The sequence below is a fragment of the Psychrobacter sp. DAB_AL43B genome (assembly GCF_900168255.1).
In the GTDB taxonomy this organism is placed as follows: domain Bacteria; phylum Pseudomonadota; class Gammaproteobacteria; order Pseudomonadales; family Moraxellaceae; genus Psychrobacter.
Genome location: NZ_LT799838.1, coordinates 2,461,691 through 2,479,408, shown reverse-complemented (window position 1 = coordinate 2,479,408; position 17,718 = coordinate 2,461,691). Strand labels below are relative to the sequence as shown.

Below are 17,718 nucleotides of genomic sequence, written 5' to 3'. Positions count from 1 at the left end.
ATCAATAAATAATTTAGGGTCATTTAATGTCGCTATGATACTGGCTCTGCTCAGTGCTTTGAAGCGTTAGTTTGTGTCAGCTGCTATTCTTAAAAAAGCCAGTCTATCGTATTTAAGTTCTTGAAGACGATGAAAAACCGCCTCAATCCTCGTATATTTTTTTATTTAGCAGTAATCGTAGATAGCTACTTACCAACAATTCAAATACCTAGTTGACACAGTCAATCATCTTTTGTATAGTTGATAGTGTCAACTAAATAAAGAGATTTCTATGCTGGATAATTTATTAAGTGAAACATTACATCAATTGATGCACATCTATACCAATCTACTGCGTGAAGGTATCAGGCGCCAAGAACTTGAATTATCAGTCACCCACATTAGAACCTTAAAATGCGTCTGTCATGATTTACAAAGTACCGCACAGTCTATTGCTAAACGAATAGAGCGTGATAAAGCCCAAATTACCCGTGCGCTGAATGATCTTTTGGCAGCTGATTTAATCTTTAAGACAGATAATCCATTAGATGGTCGTAGCCAGTTGCTACAGCCGACGGCTAAAGGTAAGGATGTGATGGTAAAGCTTGATGCAGCAGAAGATTGGGCTAGAAAGCAACTTACTCAAAATTTAACGACCGCCGAGCTGACATTGTTTTTTCGTGTTAGCCGTAACATGATCGACAATGTTAAGAATAGTCAAACCAGTGGAAAAAACATATGAATAACACCTCAATTAATATAATAAATCAAAAACCAGTACGAGAAGTAATGACGGTTACAGACAAGCAAATGCTTACCCCGCATTATATTCGCGTCTATCTCACAGGGCAGCCAGATACTATTACCAACATTGCCACCATGACCGTTGGCGCAAATAACAAACTACTCATACCTGTAGATAAAACCCAAACACTTGATCTAGATGACCAAGCTAATTTTACTAAACGTACTTATACGCACCGTGGTGTGGACATCGAAAAACAACACATCTGGATTGACTTTGTTGCCCATGGTGATGAGGCGCCTGCCTCCGGATGGGTAACACATGCTCAAGTTGGCGATGAGCTCGGTGTGCTTATGAACCCGAAAAAGAAATCACTTTATCCGGCAGCAGATCACTTTCTACTCGTTGGTGATGCTACCGCTATACCGGTACTTGGGTCAATACTGGAAAGTCTGCCTGACACTGCGACAGGGCAATGCGTCATCGAGGTTCACAGTAAAGAAGATGAACAGGATTTGCCAACCTCGGCCAATATTGAGATGACATGGCTACACAATTCATATCCTATGCAAGGCAGTCAATTAGCTGATACGCTCAAGTCTCTCACCCTACCAAGTGCTGAGCTAAGCCGATTTGCTTATGTCGCTGGCGAATTTTCGTCAGTTAAAGCCATCCGCCACTATCTGAAAGGCGAGAAAAAGTGGTCGAAAGATGAGTTATATGCTTTTTCCTATTGGAAAGCAGGCGTTGCTGAAGACAAATCTGCGAGTGATAGACTCGCAGAAAAAGAGGCAGAATAAAGAGTACTGCTTTACTGTTCTGTAAATAATAGAATAATCTTTTAAGATGATTGAATGTCCAATATCATCTTATTTATAATGATACGCTATCTAATATAGTCAGTTCAAAATAAAAATACCTACGATTGTCACAACACTATGCTGGTATAAATTTTTCTCGCTTGCTGTGCACTTCGCCAGACAGAGGCTTCAAAACATTCATACCAGCAATACTGTATTTTTTTTAAAGTGAATCGACTATATACCGATTGCGAAACAATGAAATGGTTATAACTACTGTAATTGTCATGAGTCTCCAAGCACCTAAATCTTGATAACCAGTCTCACTGGGGCGTTCTCTTTAATTAGAGTTTTCTAAAGCAGGATATAGTGAGTTAAGTAAAAGAAAACTTGCTACTTTTACATTAATTCAGCCAAATCTGTAAGTTTAGCCAACACAATATCAGGTGCATATTTCTCAAGCTGGTCTTTAGTTTGTGCGCCGGTCAACACCCCGATACATAGACCACAGTTAGCATTCTTTCCTTCTTCAATATCGATACCACTATCACCAGCTTTCAAAACTTGCTGTGGATCTGCAATGCCACACTTGTCCATTGCAAGGGTAATCATATCTGGCGCAGGACGGCCATTCTCCACATCATCTGCTGTAATTAAAGCATCAATCTCATGGCCTACTGACCACCCTAAGATAGTCAAAATCTTATTGGCGGTTTTAGAATCATAGCCGGTATTAAGGACGACTTTTCTGCCTGAATTTTTTAAATTGTCAAACAAATCCAGCATACCATCGAAGGTCTTCACCGTCTCTTGAGTATAGGCTGGTGCTAAGGCTGCTTTAAATGTATAAAAAGCAGTATCTGTCCATTTTTCTATATCAACAGCAAGCGTATTATCATTTTTTAACCGCTCGTTAAGTATATCGCTAATCGCTTGCCGTTTTTCTTTGCCCGCCCCAAACTCTAGACACATAGCCAAATTGACTTGCTTATCAGTCTGCCCAGCCTCTTGTAATGTGTGATTAATGGCATCACGTACGGTTTTATAAACTAAATTATCTTCATTAACGGTAGTGCCTGCCATATCAAAGACACATAGCTTGATAGTGTCGAATTGCGCTTTAATATTATTGATATTTGTACCCATTATTTTGACTCCAATACTAAGTTGATTAACTCTTCACCAAAGGCGAATCCTGTCGATGCACCTGTGCCGCTAGTGATGCTACCGACGACGACGCCTTTTTCCGGAGAGGCTTTAAACACCACGTTTTCTGCACTAGGGTAAACCCCTGACCAATGCTGGATAATGTCTACCTCACCAACATTCATTATTTGATGAAATTCTTTGAGAATCAAATCGTCCTGATAACTATCTCTAAACGGCAACTCTTTGTCGCTATAATCATGGCTGTCGCCAATGATGAGTGATCCATCCAGTGATTGGACGACGATTAAGTGCACGCCAGCCTTGCGTTCAGCTGGCTGGATATCATCTAACAAATGAATCAATCCTTTGGCTTCAGGTAATTGTGCAAAGCCATCATAACGAGCAAAACTTAAATCTGACATGACGGCAGCGTTTAATTTAAAGGAGGTTTTAGGCATGACGCGCATCATATTTAGAGTGCAGAGTGTGGCGTTGGCCTGCGCTAAGGTATCCGGATATAAGCTATGTAAATCAGACCCAGAACAGACGACGCAATACCTAGCATGCAGCGTACCGCGACTGGTATGAACCACGGGTAACTCAATAGAATGAACCGCTGTTTTATTGTAAAAATCAACACCCTGCGATTGGTTTAACCAGTGCGCTAATTTACCAATAGCGGTATTTGACTCGACTCTAAGCTCGTGAGGACTATACAGAACACCCAGACCCTCTTTGAGATAAGGAGCTTGTTCATTCATCTCAGCTTGACTCAATAGGTGACACGATTCGCCCATTTCTGTCTTTAAAAATGCTTCAGCGACGCTCATTGCTTCAGGGCGCTGGATAAGCATATGCAGACCGCTATGCTCAACCTCGATACCTGCTTGTGGGGCAATCTCTGCCCAGATATTACGTGAGTGCATTGCTCGTTGCCAATGCTCGCCACGGCGTTGACCACTGACGGTGACAAAGCCGAAGTTGCGAACGGATGCATCCTTATTCTGCGACTCACGCTCTACCAGCGCCACGCTCAGACCTTTTTTAACCGCCGCATAGGCACTGGCAAGACCAACAATACCGCCACCGACGACGACCACATCATAGTGTTTGTCAGATAGTTCAGTCATTAATTTCATAATAATTATTCTTCTTAAAAGTTATATTCGAAGTGTAAAATTTATTTAGAAAGTGCTTAAAAATGAGATATAAATATGAGTAGATAGCTTATTTAAACAGTAGTTTCTACTAGCAGGTTCTACTGCCCAGCTTGTCCATGAAAGAACACCCGATGCTTGTCTAGCAGCTCAGCCGTTAGCGGTTCATTATAAACTTTGCTATTTTTTATTTGATTCTCAGATGGGACCATTTCGCCCTCATAGACCACGTTTGGATATATTTTTAGCAGATTGGGTCGTGCATTTTTAACGATAATTTCTGCCATTTTCATCGCATTTGGATTGGTGTTAGCACCTTTATCAATCACCGCGAGCGACTCAGTCAAGGTGTAGTTACCTTCACTAGGATCGACAAAATCAATGGGTAAGCCTTTATCTTGGTTGGCGATTGCTTGGTGACGCAAACCGAAACCAATGGGTACTTCACCCGCCATGACTTTTTTGATTGGACCTGACCCTGATAACTCTAAGTTTGGCCCGGCGTTTTCGCGGATACGGTTCATGATTTGCTGCCCTTCAGCACCCATGCCATATGTAGCAGTAATATCCTGAATAAATAACCAACCAGTTGATGAGCCATTTGGATCAACCATCGCAATTTTATTTTTGTAGATAGGCTTTGCCAAATCTTTGGCATTGGTCGGTCTAGGCAGATTTTGCGCTGCCATCTCTTTAGTATTTAAGATGATGGCACCAGTGAAGCCTAATATTGGCGCATAGTAATTTGGGACCGCCACTTGCGGCTTTACTTCAAAGGTTAACTCTTTAAACATCGGCTGCTTAGCCTGAGCGCTTTCTAAATAAAACGAGCTCATAGTGACCATATCTGCTTCTATATTGTCGCCTTCAGCCAATAAACGACCACCCAGCTCGCCGGTACCAAACGATTGAAAGACATACTGACCTTCATATCCTGCTTCATTTAGAACGTCTTGAATGACCGCTACCGCCTCTTGGTCGGCATTACTATAAATGACCACTTCTTCTACATTACTGCTACTATTTCCCTCTATAGACGGCGAGCTACAACCAGCCAACATGATCCCGCAGGCAAGACTCACCATTAACGTCTTAAATAAAAACATCATTTATCCTATATATTTTGTTGAGATTTAAATTATTAAAAAGTTAGTTATTAAAAAACGGCTGATATAAAAGTTATCGCTAGATTAAGCCGCCGTTGCTGTAACAGTCGTTTCGGCGGTTATTTTCTTTATACCGTAGAACCGTTTGCTATGAATGTGACGGATAATGGCAAATAAGATCAATGCGCAAATATTGGTCATTAATATCATGAGCGATAAGATAAAAATCTCATCAAAACGTGCAAAATGCTGTAATTCGACAATCTTTGTGGTTAACACCATGGTTTTGGCACCAGAGATAAAGATGACGGCACTGATCGTGACCATGGCACTGATGAAGTAAAACGAAGCCACTTCAATCAAGGTGAAAAATGAATTGGGAATGACAATGCGGCGTAGTGACGTAAACCATGAATCACCCAATAAACCAGCGGTCGTCTCCCAGCCTAAGTTCATTTTCGACAGCGCGTTTTTACTCATAAGATAAGGAGTAGAGAAATAGTGAATGATGTTACTGATAACAATAATAAAGATAGTGTTGGCGACCGCTGAGCCTGAAAATACCATGAGGTAGGCGATACCGACGACCATCCCCGGCACTGTATTGGTCACCAATGCTGAGCTCTCAATACTGAATTTGCCAAGTTTGAATAAGTTTGAGCGCTCGTATAATAAAGCCGAAAAGTAAGTAATCAAGGTGCCAAAAACCGCTGTCAATACCGCCACAAGTAATGAGTTCTTATAGACTCGCATCAGATTGGCAGACTCTAAAACCTTGCTGACTATCTCAGTGCTGAACTCCATCTGATAAGGCCATGACTTAATCCATGGGATGATAAATATCACGGCAAACACCAATAATAGTGAAGCTAAAATAACACTAGATATCACCGCTAAAACTCGGTCTTTTATTTTTGAGCTAGGCAAGTCAATATGTTCAACCGAATCGTAGCGAATGTTAAAGCGTGCGACATACCACAATATGGCGATACTCAATACCGATGGAATAAGCATAAATAGCGCAACTACCGCTCCTTTTTCAAAGGAAGGAGACGCCCCGAGTATCTGGGTATAGAGCTCAGTGGCAATAACGTTATATTGACCGCCTATTGATGCCGGAATACCAAAGTCAGTAAAGGCTAAGAAGAAGCATTGAATTAATGCTGCTGCAAAGGTACCAATTAAAGGACGAATCACCGTCATATCAAATTGGCGAAGATGAGAATCTCCCATTAACTCTGAGACGATGACGAATTTTTTATCCAAATACTGAAAGGTATTATTGAGTAATAAAAAGGCAATGGGTAAGGTGTAGATGGTATAACCAAGCCACATCCCATAAAAACCGTATATTTCTTCAAACAGCTGAAAGCCAAGAATCTGAGTCAGCAAACCTTGTTTACCAAAGGTGTAGATAATGGCAAAGCCGTAAGTCACCGTTGGCAATAACATAGGGAATAAAGCGGCAAGCTTAATGAACTGTTTAAAACCTTTGGGCAGGTTGGTCCAATGCACGGTATACGCCAAAACAAAAGCAAGTAGTGTGGCACTGAGCGCGCTAATCGTCGCGACAGAGAAGCTATTGAGCATGATTTGCTTAAAGCTATCCGTACTAATAATGCTGGTATAGTTCTCTAGTCCAAGCCCATCGCCGACATTAAAGGACAGTGCCAACATTTTGACTAATGGCACAAACATAAAGGCGATAAATAAAATGCTAACAAATAGCCAAATTACTTTTACGAGTGGTGGATTGCTAAGTTTCATAATTATCCAAGACGATCAAATGGTCAAAGGCTCTCATTCACGGTATTTTTAATTAGCATTAACTGATAGCGGCATCTTTCACTTTTTTCTTATTGCTGTCGCTGATAGCATTAGTATTAGCATTGGCATTGGCATTGGCATTGGCATTGGCATTGGCATAGCGATGACCCACAACGGCATCATCCTGACCGTAGTGCTGGCTTTGGGTGTATTTACTTAAAGGATCGACTTGCGTGGTATCGTCTGCAAATAAACTTAAGATATTTCGACGCTTAATATTGAGCTGATTAAGAATGAAGTTTTTGACGAAGTCATTGGCAGGATTACGAATAATCTCAGTAGGTTTGGCGAATTGCGCCACTTTGCCATCCGATAGCAGTAGGATGCGATCAGACAGCGTCATAGCCTCTTCGGGATCGTGTGTGACGATTAATGTGGTCAGCTGATAGCGTATTGAAATCTCACGAATGCGCTCTTTGATGGTTTCTTTAATGACGCCATCTAGCGCAGATAATGGTTCATCTAATAGTAGGATTTTAGGCTTCATAACCAAGGTACGCGCGAGTGCTACTCGCTGCTTTTGACCGCCGGATAGTTGACTGATACGCTTATTGAGATGGGCTTTGATATCAAGTAAGTCGACTAGTTCATCGACTTCTTGTTGCGTGCTGACATTGGGATTGTTACGTAGACCGTATTCGATGTTTTGTTTGACATTGAGATTTGGGAATAAAGCATAATCCTGAAAGACGATATTGAAGCCTCTTTGCCTCATCGGTACACGAGTAATATCCTCGCCGTTATAGGCCAGTCGACCGTCATTAATATCAGTTAAACCTAAGATAATATGTAATAAAGTTGTTTTACCGCATCCAGAAGGCCCTAGTATCGAGACGATCTCGCCCTTATTAATTTTGAGGGAGATATCTTCAAAGATAACTTTGCCATCATATTTTTTAGTCACACCTCTAAGCTCTAACATATCAACCAACCCAATCACTTATAATTAAAAATTTAATTACTTATCTTGCATAGGTCGGTAGTGTAACTAGCAATTATGACATTTTGATTAAGGAAAGATGACAATACGATGACATGTCAGCTTGCTGTCGATGCCAATATTGTCACAGAAGAGGGAACGCAAAGGACAGCTATGTACAAAGATTAAACCGAACTGTTATCTCATCATGTATGACGTTAAAATGATTGGTTTTTATAAAAGCGTACTTTAAGAGCTGTCACTGCGGGCACTACTGATGTTGGACTAGAAACCGAATACAAAGCGATTGAAAATTGGCACAAAATTTAATCGTTGAGCTTTTATTAGCTGTCCGAATTTATTATGCTACTACAGTGCTATAAATCGCCAAGACAGATGTGATTTGATTATTATCGTCAAGCCGCTTGAGTAAAACCTCCCAAGTTTGTTTGTACAGATTTGACGGTAGAAGTCAGTTGTCATGACTGGTTACGATTATTTAAAACCAATCTTAGTGCATGGCTAAAAAAAGGAGTATAAGTATTATCGTTACTCCTTTCATGGAATTAGGCTATGCATCCAGCCCTACCGTACCGGTTATTGAACAAGCTCACTATTTTTATTAGTCTAATCGGAGTCGGGGTTGCCCTAATCGATAGTGGCTTTACACTATCAACTTGGCTACAGCATATTTTTCACCTTTTCTACTTAACCATCATTTTATTAGGGTTTGTCGCCACGGTTTGGCGCTATGTGCGCGCAAAGACGCGGCTGTCTGTAAATAAAGTGGCCGTTTTTGATTTAGTAACCAGTGTGGCCATTTTGATTTTACTAGCAGTACATTTCACTGAATTAGCGCGTTCAGGGCTATCGATGCCGGTTGATGGTTTTATTGCCATTAAGATTGCCGTGTTTGTCACTTTCATTCGTGAAATATCTGACAATAACTTTAGTCTTAATCGTGCCTTTTTAAACCCCGGTCAGTTTTTTATCTTAAGTTTTTTATCAGTGGTATTGGTTGGGGCTTTACTATTGATGATGCCCAACGCGACCACTGAGCCTATATCCTTTGTTGATGCGCTATTTACTGCTACCAGCGCGGTCTGTGTGACAGGGCTAATTGTGGTAGATACGGCAACGCGTTTCACTACTTTTGGGCAAGTGATTATCATAGGGCTGATTCAAATTGGCGGGCTTGGTATTCTGACTTTTGTGACTTATTTTAGCTACTTTTTTAAAGGTGGCGTCAGTTATGAGACCCAGCTCAGTATTAGTGAAATGACTTTCTCACGGCGCTTAGGCGATATGGTCACGACCTTAAAGTCTATTTTATACGTCACCTTTGGCGTTGAGGCGCTGGCAGCCATTTTGATTTATATCAGCATTTATGATTTACCCGGTATGAACTTCTCTGAACGACTATTTTTTTCAGCCTTTCATGCCATCTCCGCCTTTTGTAATGCAGGCTTCTCTACCTTTAGTGCCGGCTTATATGATGATTCGCTACGCTTCAATTATCCGTTACAGCTGATTATCAGTACTACCTTCTTATTTGGTGGCATGGGTTTTATCATTGTCGTCAACCTACTGCGCTATTTACGTCATCGTGCCCAAAGGGCGCTCCATCCTCATGATCCGCGTTATGGCTATCAGCCGTGGCTGCTAAGTATTAATAGCCGTATCACGTTGATTACCTCTGGTGTTTTATTGCTGATCGGGCTGATTGGGGTGTTGATGTTTGAATATAACGGCATACTGGCTGAGCATAGCAGTTTTTATGGCAAGGTCATCACGGGGTTATTTACGGCTGCGACCCCGCGTACGGCAGGATTTAATATTGCGGATATGGACGCGCTGGCATTCCCGACCATTATGCTGACCATTTTTTTGATGTGGATTGGGGCGTCCCCGAACTCAACAGGCGGCGGTATCAAAACCAGCACCTTTGCTATTGCGGTCTTAAATACCTTGAGCTTAGCGCGCGGTCAGACCAAAGTTGAAGTATTCCAACGTGAGATTGCCGACATCTCTATTCGTCGGGCATTTTCGATTATGTGGTTGTCATTATTGGTCATTGGACTGGGCGTGACGCTCATCAGTTACGATCAGCCCGAGCTTGATTTGATTAAAGTTATTTTTGAATGTTTTTCGGCATACAGCACCGTAGGTCTCAGCTTAAACTTAACCGCTGATTTATCGACCTTTAGCAAGCTTGTGGTCTCAGTGATTATGTTTGTTGGGCGCGTCGGCATGTTGACTATTTTTGTTGCCCTACTTAAAAACAGGCATCAACGTAACTATCGTTATCCAACCGAAGAGATTACTATTAACTAATCATGACGCATCGCCACAATTGCTGCATTTACGATTACATAAGTGACAAGGAATATTATGAAATATATCATCGCAGGTTTAGGAAGTTTTGGCTCCTCGCTCGGTATGGCGCTGACCAGCCAAGGTCATGAGGTCATTGCTATCGATAGCAGCATGCAAAAGGTTGAAGCTTATAAAGAGCTTATCACTCATACCATCTGCATGGATGCCACCGATGAGTATACGGTCAACGGTCTACCTATTATGGATACTGATATCGTCGTGGTGGCGATTGGTGAAGACCAAGGGGCAAATGTGATGGCGACGGCACTGTTTAAAACCTTGAAAGCCAAGCGTTTAATCAGTCGTAGTATCAACCCCCTGCACGAAAAAGTCTTACAAGCGATTGGGGTTGATGATATTTTTCATCCTGAAAAAGAATCAGCGATGCGCTGGGCAAAACGGCTATCGCTACGTTATTTCGTCGACTCGTTTAGTTTAACGGAACACTTTAGTATCGTTGAGATTAGCATTCCAGATATTTTAATTGGAAAAACGATTGCAGCTTTACAAATGGAACATAAATTTAATCTTAAGCTGCTGAGTACCATGCGCTACGAGCATTATGAAGACAGCTTTGGTCGCCCCCAACGCAAGCCCGATATTCAGGGTTTAGCAACGCCCGAGCAAGTGCTGGAAGCAGACGATGTGCTGGTGGTCTACGGCGCTAACAAACATATCAATCAGTTTTTGCGTAGTGTTGGGGTTAAAGTACACTAATCGATAGAGGATAACGTTATGAATAAATGTCGCATATCCGTGCTATGTATTGCTGGCTTGCTACTGTTTAGCGGCTGTGATGAGTCTAAACAAGATCCAAATGTCATGTTTTCAGAGAAGCATCAAGACCCAATTAAAGAGCTTGAAAAAACCTCAAAAAATGTTGATCACAGCCAATTTGGCTATAAACAAACTTTTTATGTGCCGATTTATTCAGATATTTATACCGATAGAGACAATCGAAAGGTTTTACTGTCAGCGACCTTGAGCGTGCGCAACACGACCTTAAAAAAATCGCTATATATTAATAAAATAGATTATTACGGTACTGATGGCGAGCTTGTAAAGTCATATTTAACAGAAACCATTGAGCTACCAGCGATGGCAACTTTAAATTATATTGTCGAAAAAGAAGAAGACAAAGGCGGTTCGGGCGCGAATTTTATTATTGAAGTCGAAGGTATAGATGAAACGGTCAGACCAGTCATTGAAGCGGTAATGATTGGTAACTTCAGTAACAAAGGTTTTGCATTTAGCACGGAAGGTACGCCGGTTGTGCATTAATAGATTTATACCAGTGGAACACTGTTTTTAGCGTACCGCTTTTATTTTTAACGGACTATCATTAACGGACTATTTAATGCGTTTTATGGCGTCAGTTTCAATCTGACACAGCTGCTCGAAAATAAACACAGAAAAGCCGGTTTAGAGTATTCCCATTGAGGCGTATATTAGTATGCATAGTCTATATTTAGGAGTTTAGCCATGCTAGCTTTTCATGAAAAACCGCCCTTACCGATAATTAAAATGGCAATAATCACCACTTTATTAATTGGTACTGCGCAATTATTAACAGGCTGCGACTCACAGCCTTCATCTTCAAATAATAACGCCGCTGCGCAGACTGATGTTACAGATAAAGGTATGGCTAAGAAGGATGAGACGTCTATAAATCCAGCGCCTATAAATGCTACCACTACGGATAAAACAGAGACTCTCGAAGTAGTAAATCTATTAGATGAGCAAACCGTAAGTCCGTCAGGTTACGAGAAGCTCAGCTTTGGACAGGTCATTACACCAGAGCTGTTAAGTGACCTAGGATTGACCAAAGCAGAGGGCGATAACGACTCATGCTATTACGTCAGTCATCCAACACTGAGTTATGTAGATAAAGAGTACGGCAAACGTGCCTCTGTGCTGTATCAGGTTATAGATAATAAAGTTGCGCTGATCAGTATTCAGGATCCAAACATACCGTTCTATAAAGGTATCAATGTCGGTGATTCAGCCACAGACGTTATGAAGGCGCATAATGACGCCCTTACTTACGAGGTCGATAAATATGCGGTCGATGGTGATTACTATAGTCTGCTTGCTAATGTTAATTTCAAGGTAATAAAAGATAGCCAACTCGGAGAGTCATTAACAGCCGAAAATATTGAGCTTGATAATAAAGAGGACAAATTGCCTCTACAAATTGAATATCATATCAAGGGTGGTCAAAAGCTTAATGACTATAAGATTAAAACGACTGAGTGGACAGCAGATAATAAGAGACTGTTAAAAGGTGAGGTGGAAAGCATTGATATCGGTATCCCAGCCGCAATCTATCTTGTCGAAGGCTGCTCTTAAGAGGTAAACGTAAAGAACCCAGCATGTGAACTGACCCCCATAAGTTGGACACAACTTATGGGGTATTTTTATGCGTTACACACTAGACTTCAAGATCGAAGTCATCGCATACTATCGGCAAGGACATACCGGACTTGCCACAAGTGAGAAGTTTAAAGTAGATTCGAAACTTGTACAAAAATGGGTTAAGCAATACCAAAGCGGTGGCATAGATGCCATCAAGCCAAAGTCGAGTAAAGCTCACTATAGTCGCGAGTTTAAACATCACGTGATTACGACCATGTTAGAGCAAGGATTAAGTCAATCCGAGGTCGCTTTAACGTTCAACATCAGCTCACCTGCCTTAATTGTCATTGGCACAAAGCGTATCGGCTTTATGGCATGTCTGGACTAATATCCAAACGTAAAGGTAGAACCGCCATGACCAAGCCATTTATTACCGACAAACCAGATGATGAAAAAACACTAGCAGAACTCAAACGTGAGAATGAATACCTACGTGCGGAGGTTGCCTACCTAAAAAAGCTAGATGCCTTGCTCAAACAAAAGGAACAAGCAGTGACAAAGCAAGGCTCATCGAAGCACTAAGGGATAGCTGTTGTTTATCTGACTTACTTAAAGCCTCATGTCTGCCTAAAAGCGTCTTTTATTACCATAGAACAAAGCTTGAGAGTGACGATAAGTACGCTGATTTGAAACAGCGAATAACTGAGCTTTACCATCAGCATAAAGGCAGGTATGGCTACCGTAGAGTCACGGCCGCGTTAAAGTACCTAGGGATTCATCACAACCATAAGCTCATTGCTAAGCTTATGCGTCAAATGAAGCTTAGCGCAAAGATAAGACGTCAGAAGTACCGCTCCTATAAAGGACAACAAGGTAAAATCGCGAAGAATCATTTAAAGCGCCAGTTTTATTCAGGTCATCCGCATAAACGCTGGCTCACTGACATTACTGAGTTTAAGGTGGGTGATAATAAGCTGTATTTATCGCCTATACTCGATTGTTATAACAATGAGATCGTCAGTTATACGCTCTCAAGGCGCCCGACCTATGACTTAGTTAGTAAGATGCTTGATGATGCTTTAGCAAAGACTAAAGCGTGTCGCGATAAGGCACTAATGCTGCACTCTGATCAAGGATGGCATTATCAACTGAGACAGTTTGGACAGGTGCTTAAACAGCATGGTATTAAGCAAAGTATGAGCAGAAAAGGCAACTGCTTAGATAACGCACTGATGGAGGGGTTCTTCGGGACACTTAAGTGTGAGACGATTTATATTGAAAAACCTCAAACGATTGAGGATTTAGAACAACAGATTCACGAGTATATTCATTATTACAACAATGAGCGTATTCAGATGAAACTGAAAGGACTGAGTCCTGTGCAGTACAGAACTCAGTCCTTGGGGTAAACTAAACCGTCCAACATTTGGGGCTCAGTTCAATCTAGCTGGGTTCTTAATGATTTATAATGCTATTTTATCACTCATGTTCAATTAATGAGTCATCGCACTTTCTAAGATGGTATACGCTGCTTTGATTCTATCTGCATTAGGATAGTTTTTATTTGCTAAGATGACAATACCTGTCTTTTTAGTAGGAATATAAGCGATATAGCCGCCAAAACCATTGGTAGCGCCAGTCTTATTGACCCATACGTTATTTAAAATAGGTATTGGATGATTATCTGTCGTAATTGTCTGAGGCTTAAGCACCACCTCCGCTGAATTGCCTTCAAGCAGTGTCTCTAGCTTTGTTGGAAACTGATACATCTCCCACGCTAATCCCTGTATAAAAGTGCTCGCTTGATAATAGCCTTTTCTATTATTATCTAACGCTTGTTGAATATCTTTATCCAACGGCACTAGCCCCATATTCGCCGCCATGAAATGCGTCATATCTGCACTGGTTGATTTAATACCATAGGCTTCGGCGTCCAATATGCCGGGATTGACTCTTATCGGCTCTCCAGCAGCGTTATAGCCAAACGCATAATCCGCCTTTCTATCACTAGGAACATTAACAAAGGTATTTGGCATGCTGAGTGACGGCAGTATTTTATTTTCCATTAGCGATGTGTAATCAGAGCCCATACTTAATGCAGAGATGTAACCAAACAGCCCGATGCTGGCGTTGGAATACAGACGCGTTGAGTTTACTGAGAAGACAGGCTGCCACGATTTATAATAGCGGAGTAACTCTTTATTGTTTTTAACCTCATCAGGCACTTGAAGCGGTAGACCACCAGCCGTATAAGTGGCTAGGTTTATTAGCTTGGTATTGCCGATCGGGCTATCTTTTAGGTAAGGGATATATTTATCCACGCTATCATTTAGTGACAGCTGGCCATTGAGTTCCGCATAACTGGCAGCGGTTGCAGTGAAAGTTTTACTGATAGAGCCCAATTCAAAGATAGTGTTTTCTGACACAGGTTTGTGGGCTTTTTTGTCAGCCAAACCATAGTTATAAAAATACGATTTACCATCAATAATGACGCCAAAGGACATCCCTGGAATATTATGCTCATCCATTAAGAGTTTGGCTTGCTGATCAACTGCACTCTTTAGACGATCATGACTGTCTGCTGCTTGCACCGCTCCAGATATTAATGACGCTACCACTAAAGCGGTAAGTCCCACTCGATTTAACGTAGTTTGAACTGAGTTTTTCATTATAGGGTTACTTATCCATTCTGATAGATGTCTTGATAACCGTTTAATGCTTCAATGAGTATTCGAACAGCTCTGTTCCCAATTTTAGGAATAGGGTTTCACTTTTTCATTAGCATATTCTCTCAGAATGTTGAGCCTCCGATAATCCCGGGGCGGTTTACTACGGGATATCAATGATTTAGTAGAGAAGGGTATGCTGCAAAAATCTCAAGCTTCGGGACGTAGTGCGAGTTATGAGTCGGTTTCGTCATAAATAAAAAAAACAGAAGCTAATAGATCTGATGGTTTAAATTAGCATGGTGCTTTGTGCGTTAATTTAAGTGTTCATTCAGAAATTTCGTTATATCATTCAGATATTTGAGCAATAGAAACGGTAAGTTTTTTTGTTTTATATCTGGCTTCTGCTAATGTCATCTTTGTGTTTGCTACAACAGTGAGGACACAAGGTGTTCCTAAATAGTTGGCTGTAACAAATAGCATATTTCCAGATGATGCTTCAATGATAGTAATATCGCATTCACCTTGATTCATTTGACGAGCAGATGAATTGCTTAATGCCGCAAGAGTACTACTTATTGCTGCCATCTTGTCAGCTTCAGCACTTAACTCATCTATTGATAAATACGTTATCGGAAATCCATCAGTTGTACATAAGCTAACTAACACAATTTCTTTATTACTCTCGCACAATTCTTTTATGGACTTTAACAGTTCTGTTTTCACATTCATTTTCCCATTAGGCATAATCATATTTAAAATTATTTTTCACTATTAAGTGCATTAAATAAGACGAGAAGGGATGTCGCAGACTCTCGACTCCTAGGATCAATATTGATAACTGGAGCAACAACTTTATGGTGCATCAACATAGTTCTTATTTCTTGACCAAGGACCGCTAGGTCAAACTCATCAGCGTCTTCGCAGTGTGTTATTGCAACAATGCAAGTAGTTTGACTTTTCTCTGGATCAAAAAAAGTTAGCATTTTGTCTAGATTATCATAGTTGGGAGTTTCCCCGTACTTGATAAGAATAAGCAGTCCCCAAAGAGAGTTATTCACAAACTCCCATAAAAAGGAGTAACGCTCCTGTCCTGGAACGCCATAAAGACCCAGCGCCATACTGTCAGAAAGCGTAATACGCCCGTAGTCAATACCCACTGTTGTATATTCTTTACCTATATCAATAGTGGACTTTGCTTCTGTACCAAAAGGACTGATTTCGCTTAGGGTTTCGATTATCTGAGTTTTCCCAGCACCAACTTCTCCAATAATTGCTAATTTTTGATAGTCCACTTTTTACCTCATTCCTAGAAATTTTTTGATAGCGCCATAAAAACTACTAGGTTTTTTTGTCTGTGTTTCTGGTTTTTGTTCTTTTGGTTGTTCTGGTTCTTTCAGCAACTCTGATTCTGTCACTTTCAATATTCCCAGTGCGTCAAATTTTTCGAGGGTTGTGATGATATGTTCACGTGTACCCAGTTGATCATCATCAAGCAACTGGTCGAATGAATAAGGTTGTTTGGTTAGTTTGACGCATAAATCTATAATCATTTGCGACTGATTAATAAGATTGAAATCAGGCCAAGCAAGTAACCTTAGGTTCTTACCTTCATAACTTTGGCTAGAATTGATATTTGAATGGTCTGAATCAGGTATAGAGCTTAAATCGTGGAAGTATTGGATAGGTAGTTTCTGCGCTTCAGTAAGATTGGCTATTTCTGCTCTATAACCCGTAATGAATTGCTTAAATAAAGGACTTTGATCTATAAAATCGAAGACATTTACTCTCCAATCTGGAAAACATCGCTCAGAAATACGTTTATTAATGAAAACCCGAAAATTTTCATGTCTAGAGTCAACTTCTATCTTCGATGCCAGCTGACTTACTTCTCTATCAGGCCCTTCAATAACCTGAATATAGTATCCATGGCGGTAGCATAAAAAGCCGGTTATATCGGATGCTTTATTTCTGTTAGAAGCTCTAACTATGCCTGACAATCCAACAGGTAGACGAACACCACCATTAGTAAGAGGCACTTCACTGACGTATGCAATACATTTCATTTCGCCCCTCGCATCCTTGCTAAAATTCTAAAAAAGTCATTAAGTAATAACTGAGCACAGCCCAGTTCACTGTTATGTACCCTAATAGGCACAATAAAATATCCCTGTTAATAAAACTGCTCTTACAGCTTATTAACAGAAATATTTTAACAAATCTATATTTCGATACTATCTTCTATTGATTGCACTTTGCGGCGTGCTAAAGCTAAGTTTGCTTTAGCCTTATCAAGTACAAGATAAATAAATAGATCCTGATGCTTAGGTGTTGGTCGAATAATATGAAGCTGTGTATCAAGGGTGATCAAAATATCATTGATACCACCGTTGATGCCAAGAGACTTCATTGTCTCCATTTTTGCTTTTACGACTTGTGAATTACCAGCAGCTGCTAGTTCTAAGTCTACTCCTGAGCCAATAGAACCCAAAACCATGCCTGACATATAGTCGACTACACAACCTCCCATAGCTCCGTCAAGTGTCATTAATTCCTGTAAAGAAGCATCGATACTCGCCATGTGATTCCCTTCCTATTTGTTAGTTATTCTTTAATTACAATAATTAGACTGTAAAACA

The 17,718-nt window shown here is 40.7% G+C and carries 19 protein-coding genes; 9 read left to right on the top strand and 10 right to left on the bottom strand.

The genetic code is table 11. The features are described 5' to 3' along the window. Positions 1-271 precede the first annotated feature (271 nt). Together DABAL43B_RS10510 and DABAL43B_RS10505 are read left to right on the top strand one after the other, a co-directional pair. Entirely contained in the window at positions 272-721 is a 450-nt protein-coding gene (locus DABAL43B_RS10510; protein ID WP_079692321.1) for a MarR family winged helix-turn-helix transcriptional regulator, read from the top strand. Continuing rightward, the gene (locus DABAL43B_RS10505; protein ID WP_079692320.1) at positions 718-1,524 is read left to right on the top strand and encodes a siderophore-interacting protein; all 807 of its coding nucleotides are present in this window, start codon (positions 718-720) and stop codon (positions 1,522-1,524) included. Before DABAL43B_RS10510 ends, DABAL43B_RS10505 begins: the two co-directional genes overlap by 4 nt. Before the next feature lie 399 nt (positions 1,525-1,923). Here DABAL43B_RS10505 and DABAL43B_RS10500 read toward each other — a convergent pair whose 3' ends face one another. The 5 genes from DABAL43B_RS10500 to DABAL43B_RS10480 form a co-directional block, all read right to left on the bottom strand. Then, the gene (locus tag DABAL43B_RS10500; protein WP_079692319.1) at positions 1,924-2,670 is read right to left on the bottom strand and encodes an HAD family hydrolase; all 747 of its coding nucleotides are present in this window, start codon (positions 2,668-2,670) and stop codon (positions 1,924-1,926) included. Beyond that, positions 2,670-3,812, bottom strand: coding sequence for a TIGR03364 family FAD-dependent oxidoreductase (locus tag DABAL43B_RS10495; protein ID WP_079692318.1), 1,143 nt, complete (start codon positions 3,810-3,812; stop codon positions 2,670-2,672). The genes DABAL43B_RS10500 and DABAL43B_RS10495 overlap by 1 nt, the downstream gene beginning before the upstream one ends. A 119-nt stretch (positions 3,813-3,931) precedes the next feature. Further along, positions 3,932-4,939: an ABC transporter substrate-binding protein gene (locus DABAL43B_RS10490; RefSeq protein WP_264753819.1), complete on the bottom strand. Its 1,008-nt coding sequence runs from the start codon at positions 4,937-4,939 to the stop codon at positions 3,932-3,934. 81 nt (positions 4,940-5,020) lie between these two features. After that, complete coding sequence (locus tag DABAL43B_RS10485) at positions 5,021-6,703, bottom strand: ABC transporter permease subunit (RefSeq protein WP_079692316.1); 1,683 nt, start codon at positions 6,701-6,703, stop codon at positions 5,021-5,023. A gap of 58 nt (positions 6,704-6,761) precedes the next feature. After that, positions 6,762-7,685 carry an ABC transporter ATP-binding protein gene (locus DABAL43B_RS10480; RefSeq protein WP_079692315.1) on the bottom strand — a complete coding sequence of 308 codons (924 nt, stop codon included), beginning with the start codon at positions 7,683-7,685 and terminating at the stop codon, positions 6,762-6,764. A 570-nt stretch (positions 7,686-8,255) separates the two neighbouring features. On the opposite strand from DABAL43B_RS10480, the gene DABAL43B_RS10475 reads away from it, so the two are divergent. The 7 genes from DABAL43B_RS10475 to DABAL43B_RS10450 all read left to right on the top strand — a co-directional run bounded on the left by DABAL43B_RS10475 (position 8,256) and on the right by DABAL43B_RS10450 (position 13,822). Further along, positions 8,256-10,016, top strand: a complete 1,761-nt coding sequence (locus DABAL43B_RS10475; protein ID WP_079692314.1) for a TrkH family potassium uptake protein — start codon at positions 8,256-8,258, stop codon at positions 10,014-10,016. Positions 10,017-10,073: 57 nt separating this feature from the next. Further along, on the top strand, positions 10,074-10,775 hold the full coding sequence (locus DABAL43B_RS10470; protein WP_079692313.1) for a potassium channel family protein: 702 nt from the start codon (positions 10,074-10,076) through the stop codon (positions 10,773-10,775). Between the two features lie 18 nt (positions 10,776-10,793). After that, positions 10,794-11,339, top strand: a complete 546-nt coding sequence (locus tag DABAL43B_RS10465) for a DUF3124 domain-containing protein (RefSeq protein ID WP_079692312.1) — start codon at positions 10,794-10,796, stop codon at positions 11,337-11,339. Positions 11,340-11,540: 201 nt separating this feature from the next. After that, a complete protein-coding gene (locus DABAL43B_RS10460) occupies positions 11,541-12,407 on the top strand; it encodes a hypothetical protein (protein WP_079692311.1) in 867 nt (288 codons plus the stop codon). Positions 12,408-12,477: 70 nt separating this feature from the next. Next, positions 12,478-12,801 (top strand): helix-turn-helix domain-containing protein, encoded by a 324-nt coding sequence (locus DABAL43B_RS14410; protein ID WP_227516676.1) that lies wholly within the window; start codon positions 12,478-12,480, stop codon positions 12,799-12,801. Between the two features lie 26 nt (positions 12,802-12,827). Continuing rightward, positions 12,828-12,995, top strand: coding sequence for a hypothetical protein (locus tag DABAL43B_RS14405; protein WP_227516675.1), 168 nt, complete (start codon positions 12,828-12,830; stop codon positions 12,993-12,995). Then, positions 12,983-13,822, top strand: coding sequence for an IS3 family transposase (locus tag DABAL43B_RS10450; protein ID WP_079692112.1), 840 nt, complete (start codon positions 12,983-12,985; stop codon positions 13,820-13,822). Before DABAL43B_RS14405 ends, DABAL43B_RS10450 begins: the two co-directional genes overlap by 13 nt. 84 nt (positions 13,823-13,906) lie before the next feature. Here the strand turns inward: DABAL43B_RS10450 and ampC are convergent, their stop codons facing one another. The 5 genes from ampC to DABAL43B_RS10425 form a co-directional block, all read right to left on the bottom strand. Beyond that, the gene (ampC, locus tag DABAL43B_RS10445) at positions 13,907-15,082 is read right to left on the bottom strand and encodes a class C beta-lactamase (protein ID WP_079692310.1); all 1,176 of its coding nucleotides are present in this window, start codon (positions 15,080-15,082) and stop codon (positions 13,907-13,909) included. Positions 15,083-15,427: 345 nt separating this feature from the next. Then, a complete protein-coding gene (locus tag DABAL43B_RS10440; RefSeq protein WP_145952531.1) occupies positions 15,428-15,805 on the bottom strand; it encodes a roadblock/LC7 domain-containing protein in 378 nt (125 codons plus the stop codon). A gap of 35 nt (positions 15,806-15,840) precedes the next feature. Next, positions 15,841-16,374 (bottom strand): GTP-binding protein, encoded by a 534-nt coding sequence (locus DABAL43B_RS10435; protein ID WP_079692308.1) that lies wholly within the window; start codon positions 16,372-16,374, stop codon positions 15,841-15,843. 3 nt (positions 16,375-16,377) lie between these two features. Further along, entirely contained in the window at positions 16,378-17,145 is a 768-nt protein-coding gene (locus DABAL43B_RS10430; protein WP_079692307.1) for a BLUF domain-containing protein, read from the bottom strand. A 155-nt stretch (positions 17,146-17,300) separates the two neighbouring features. After that, on the bottom strand, positions 17,301-17,660 hold the full coding sequence (locus tag DABAL43B_RS10425; RefSeq protein ID WP_079692306.1) for a hypothetical protein: 360 nt from the start codon (positions 17,658-17,660) through the stop codon (positions 17,301-17,303). Positions 17,661-17,718 lie beyond the last annotated feature (58 nt).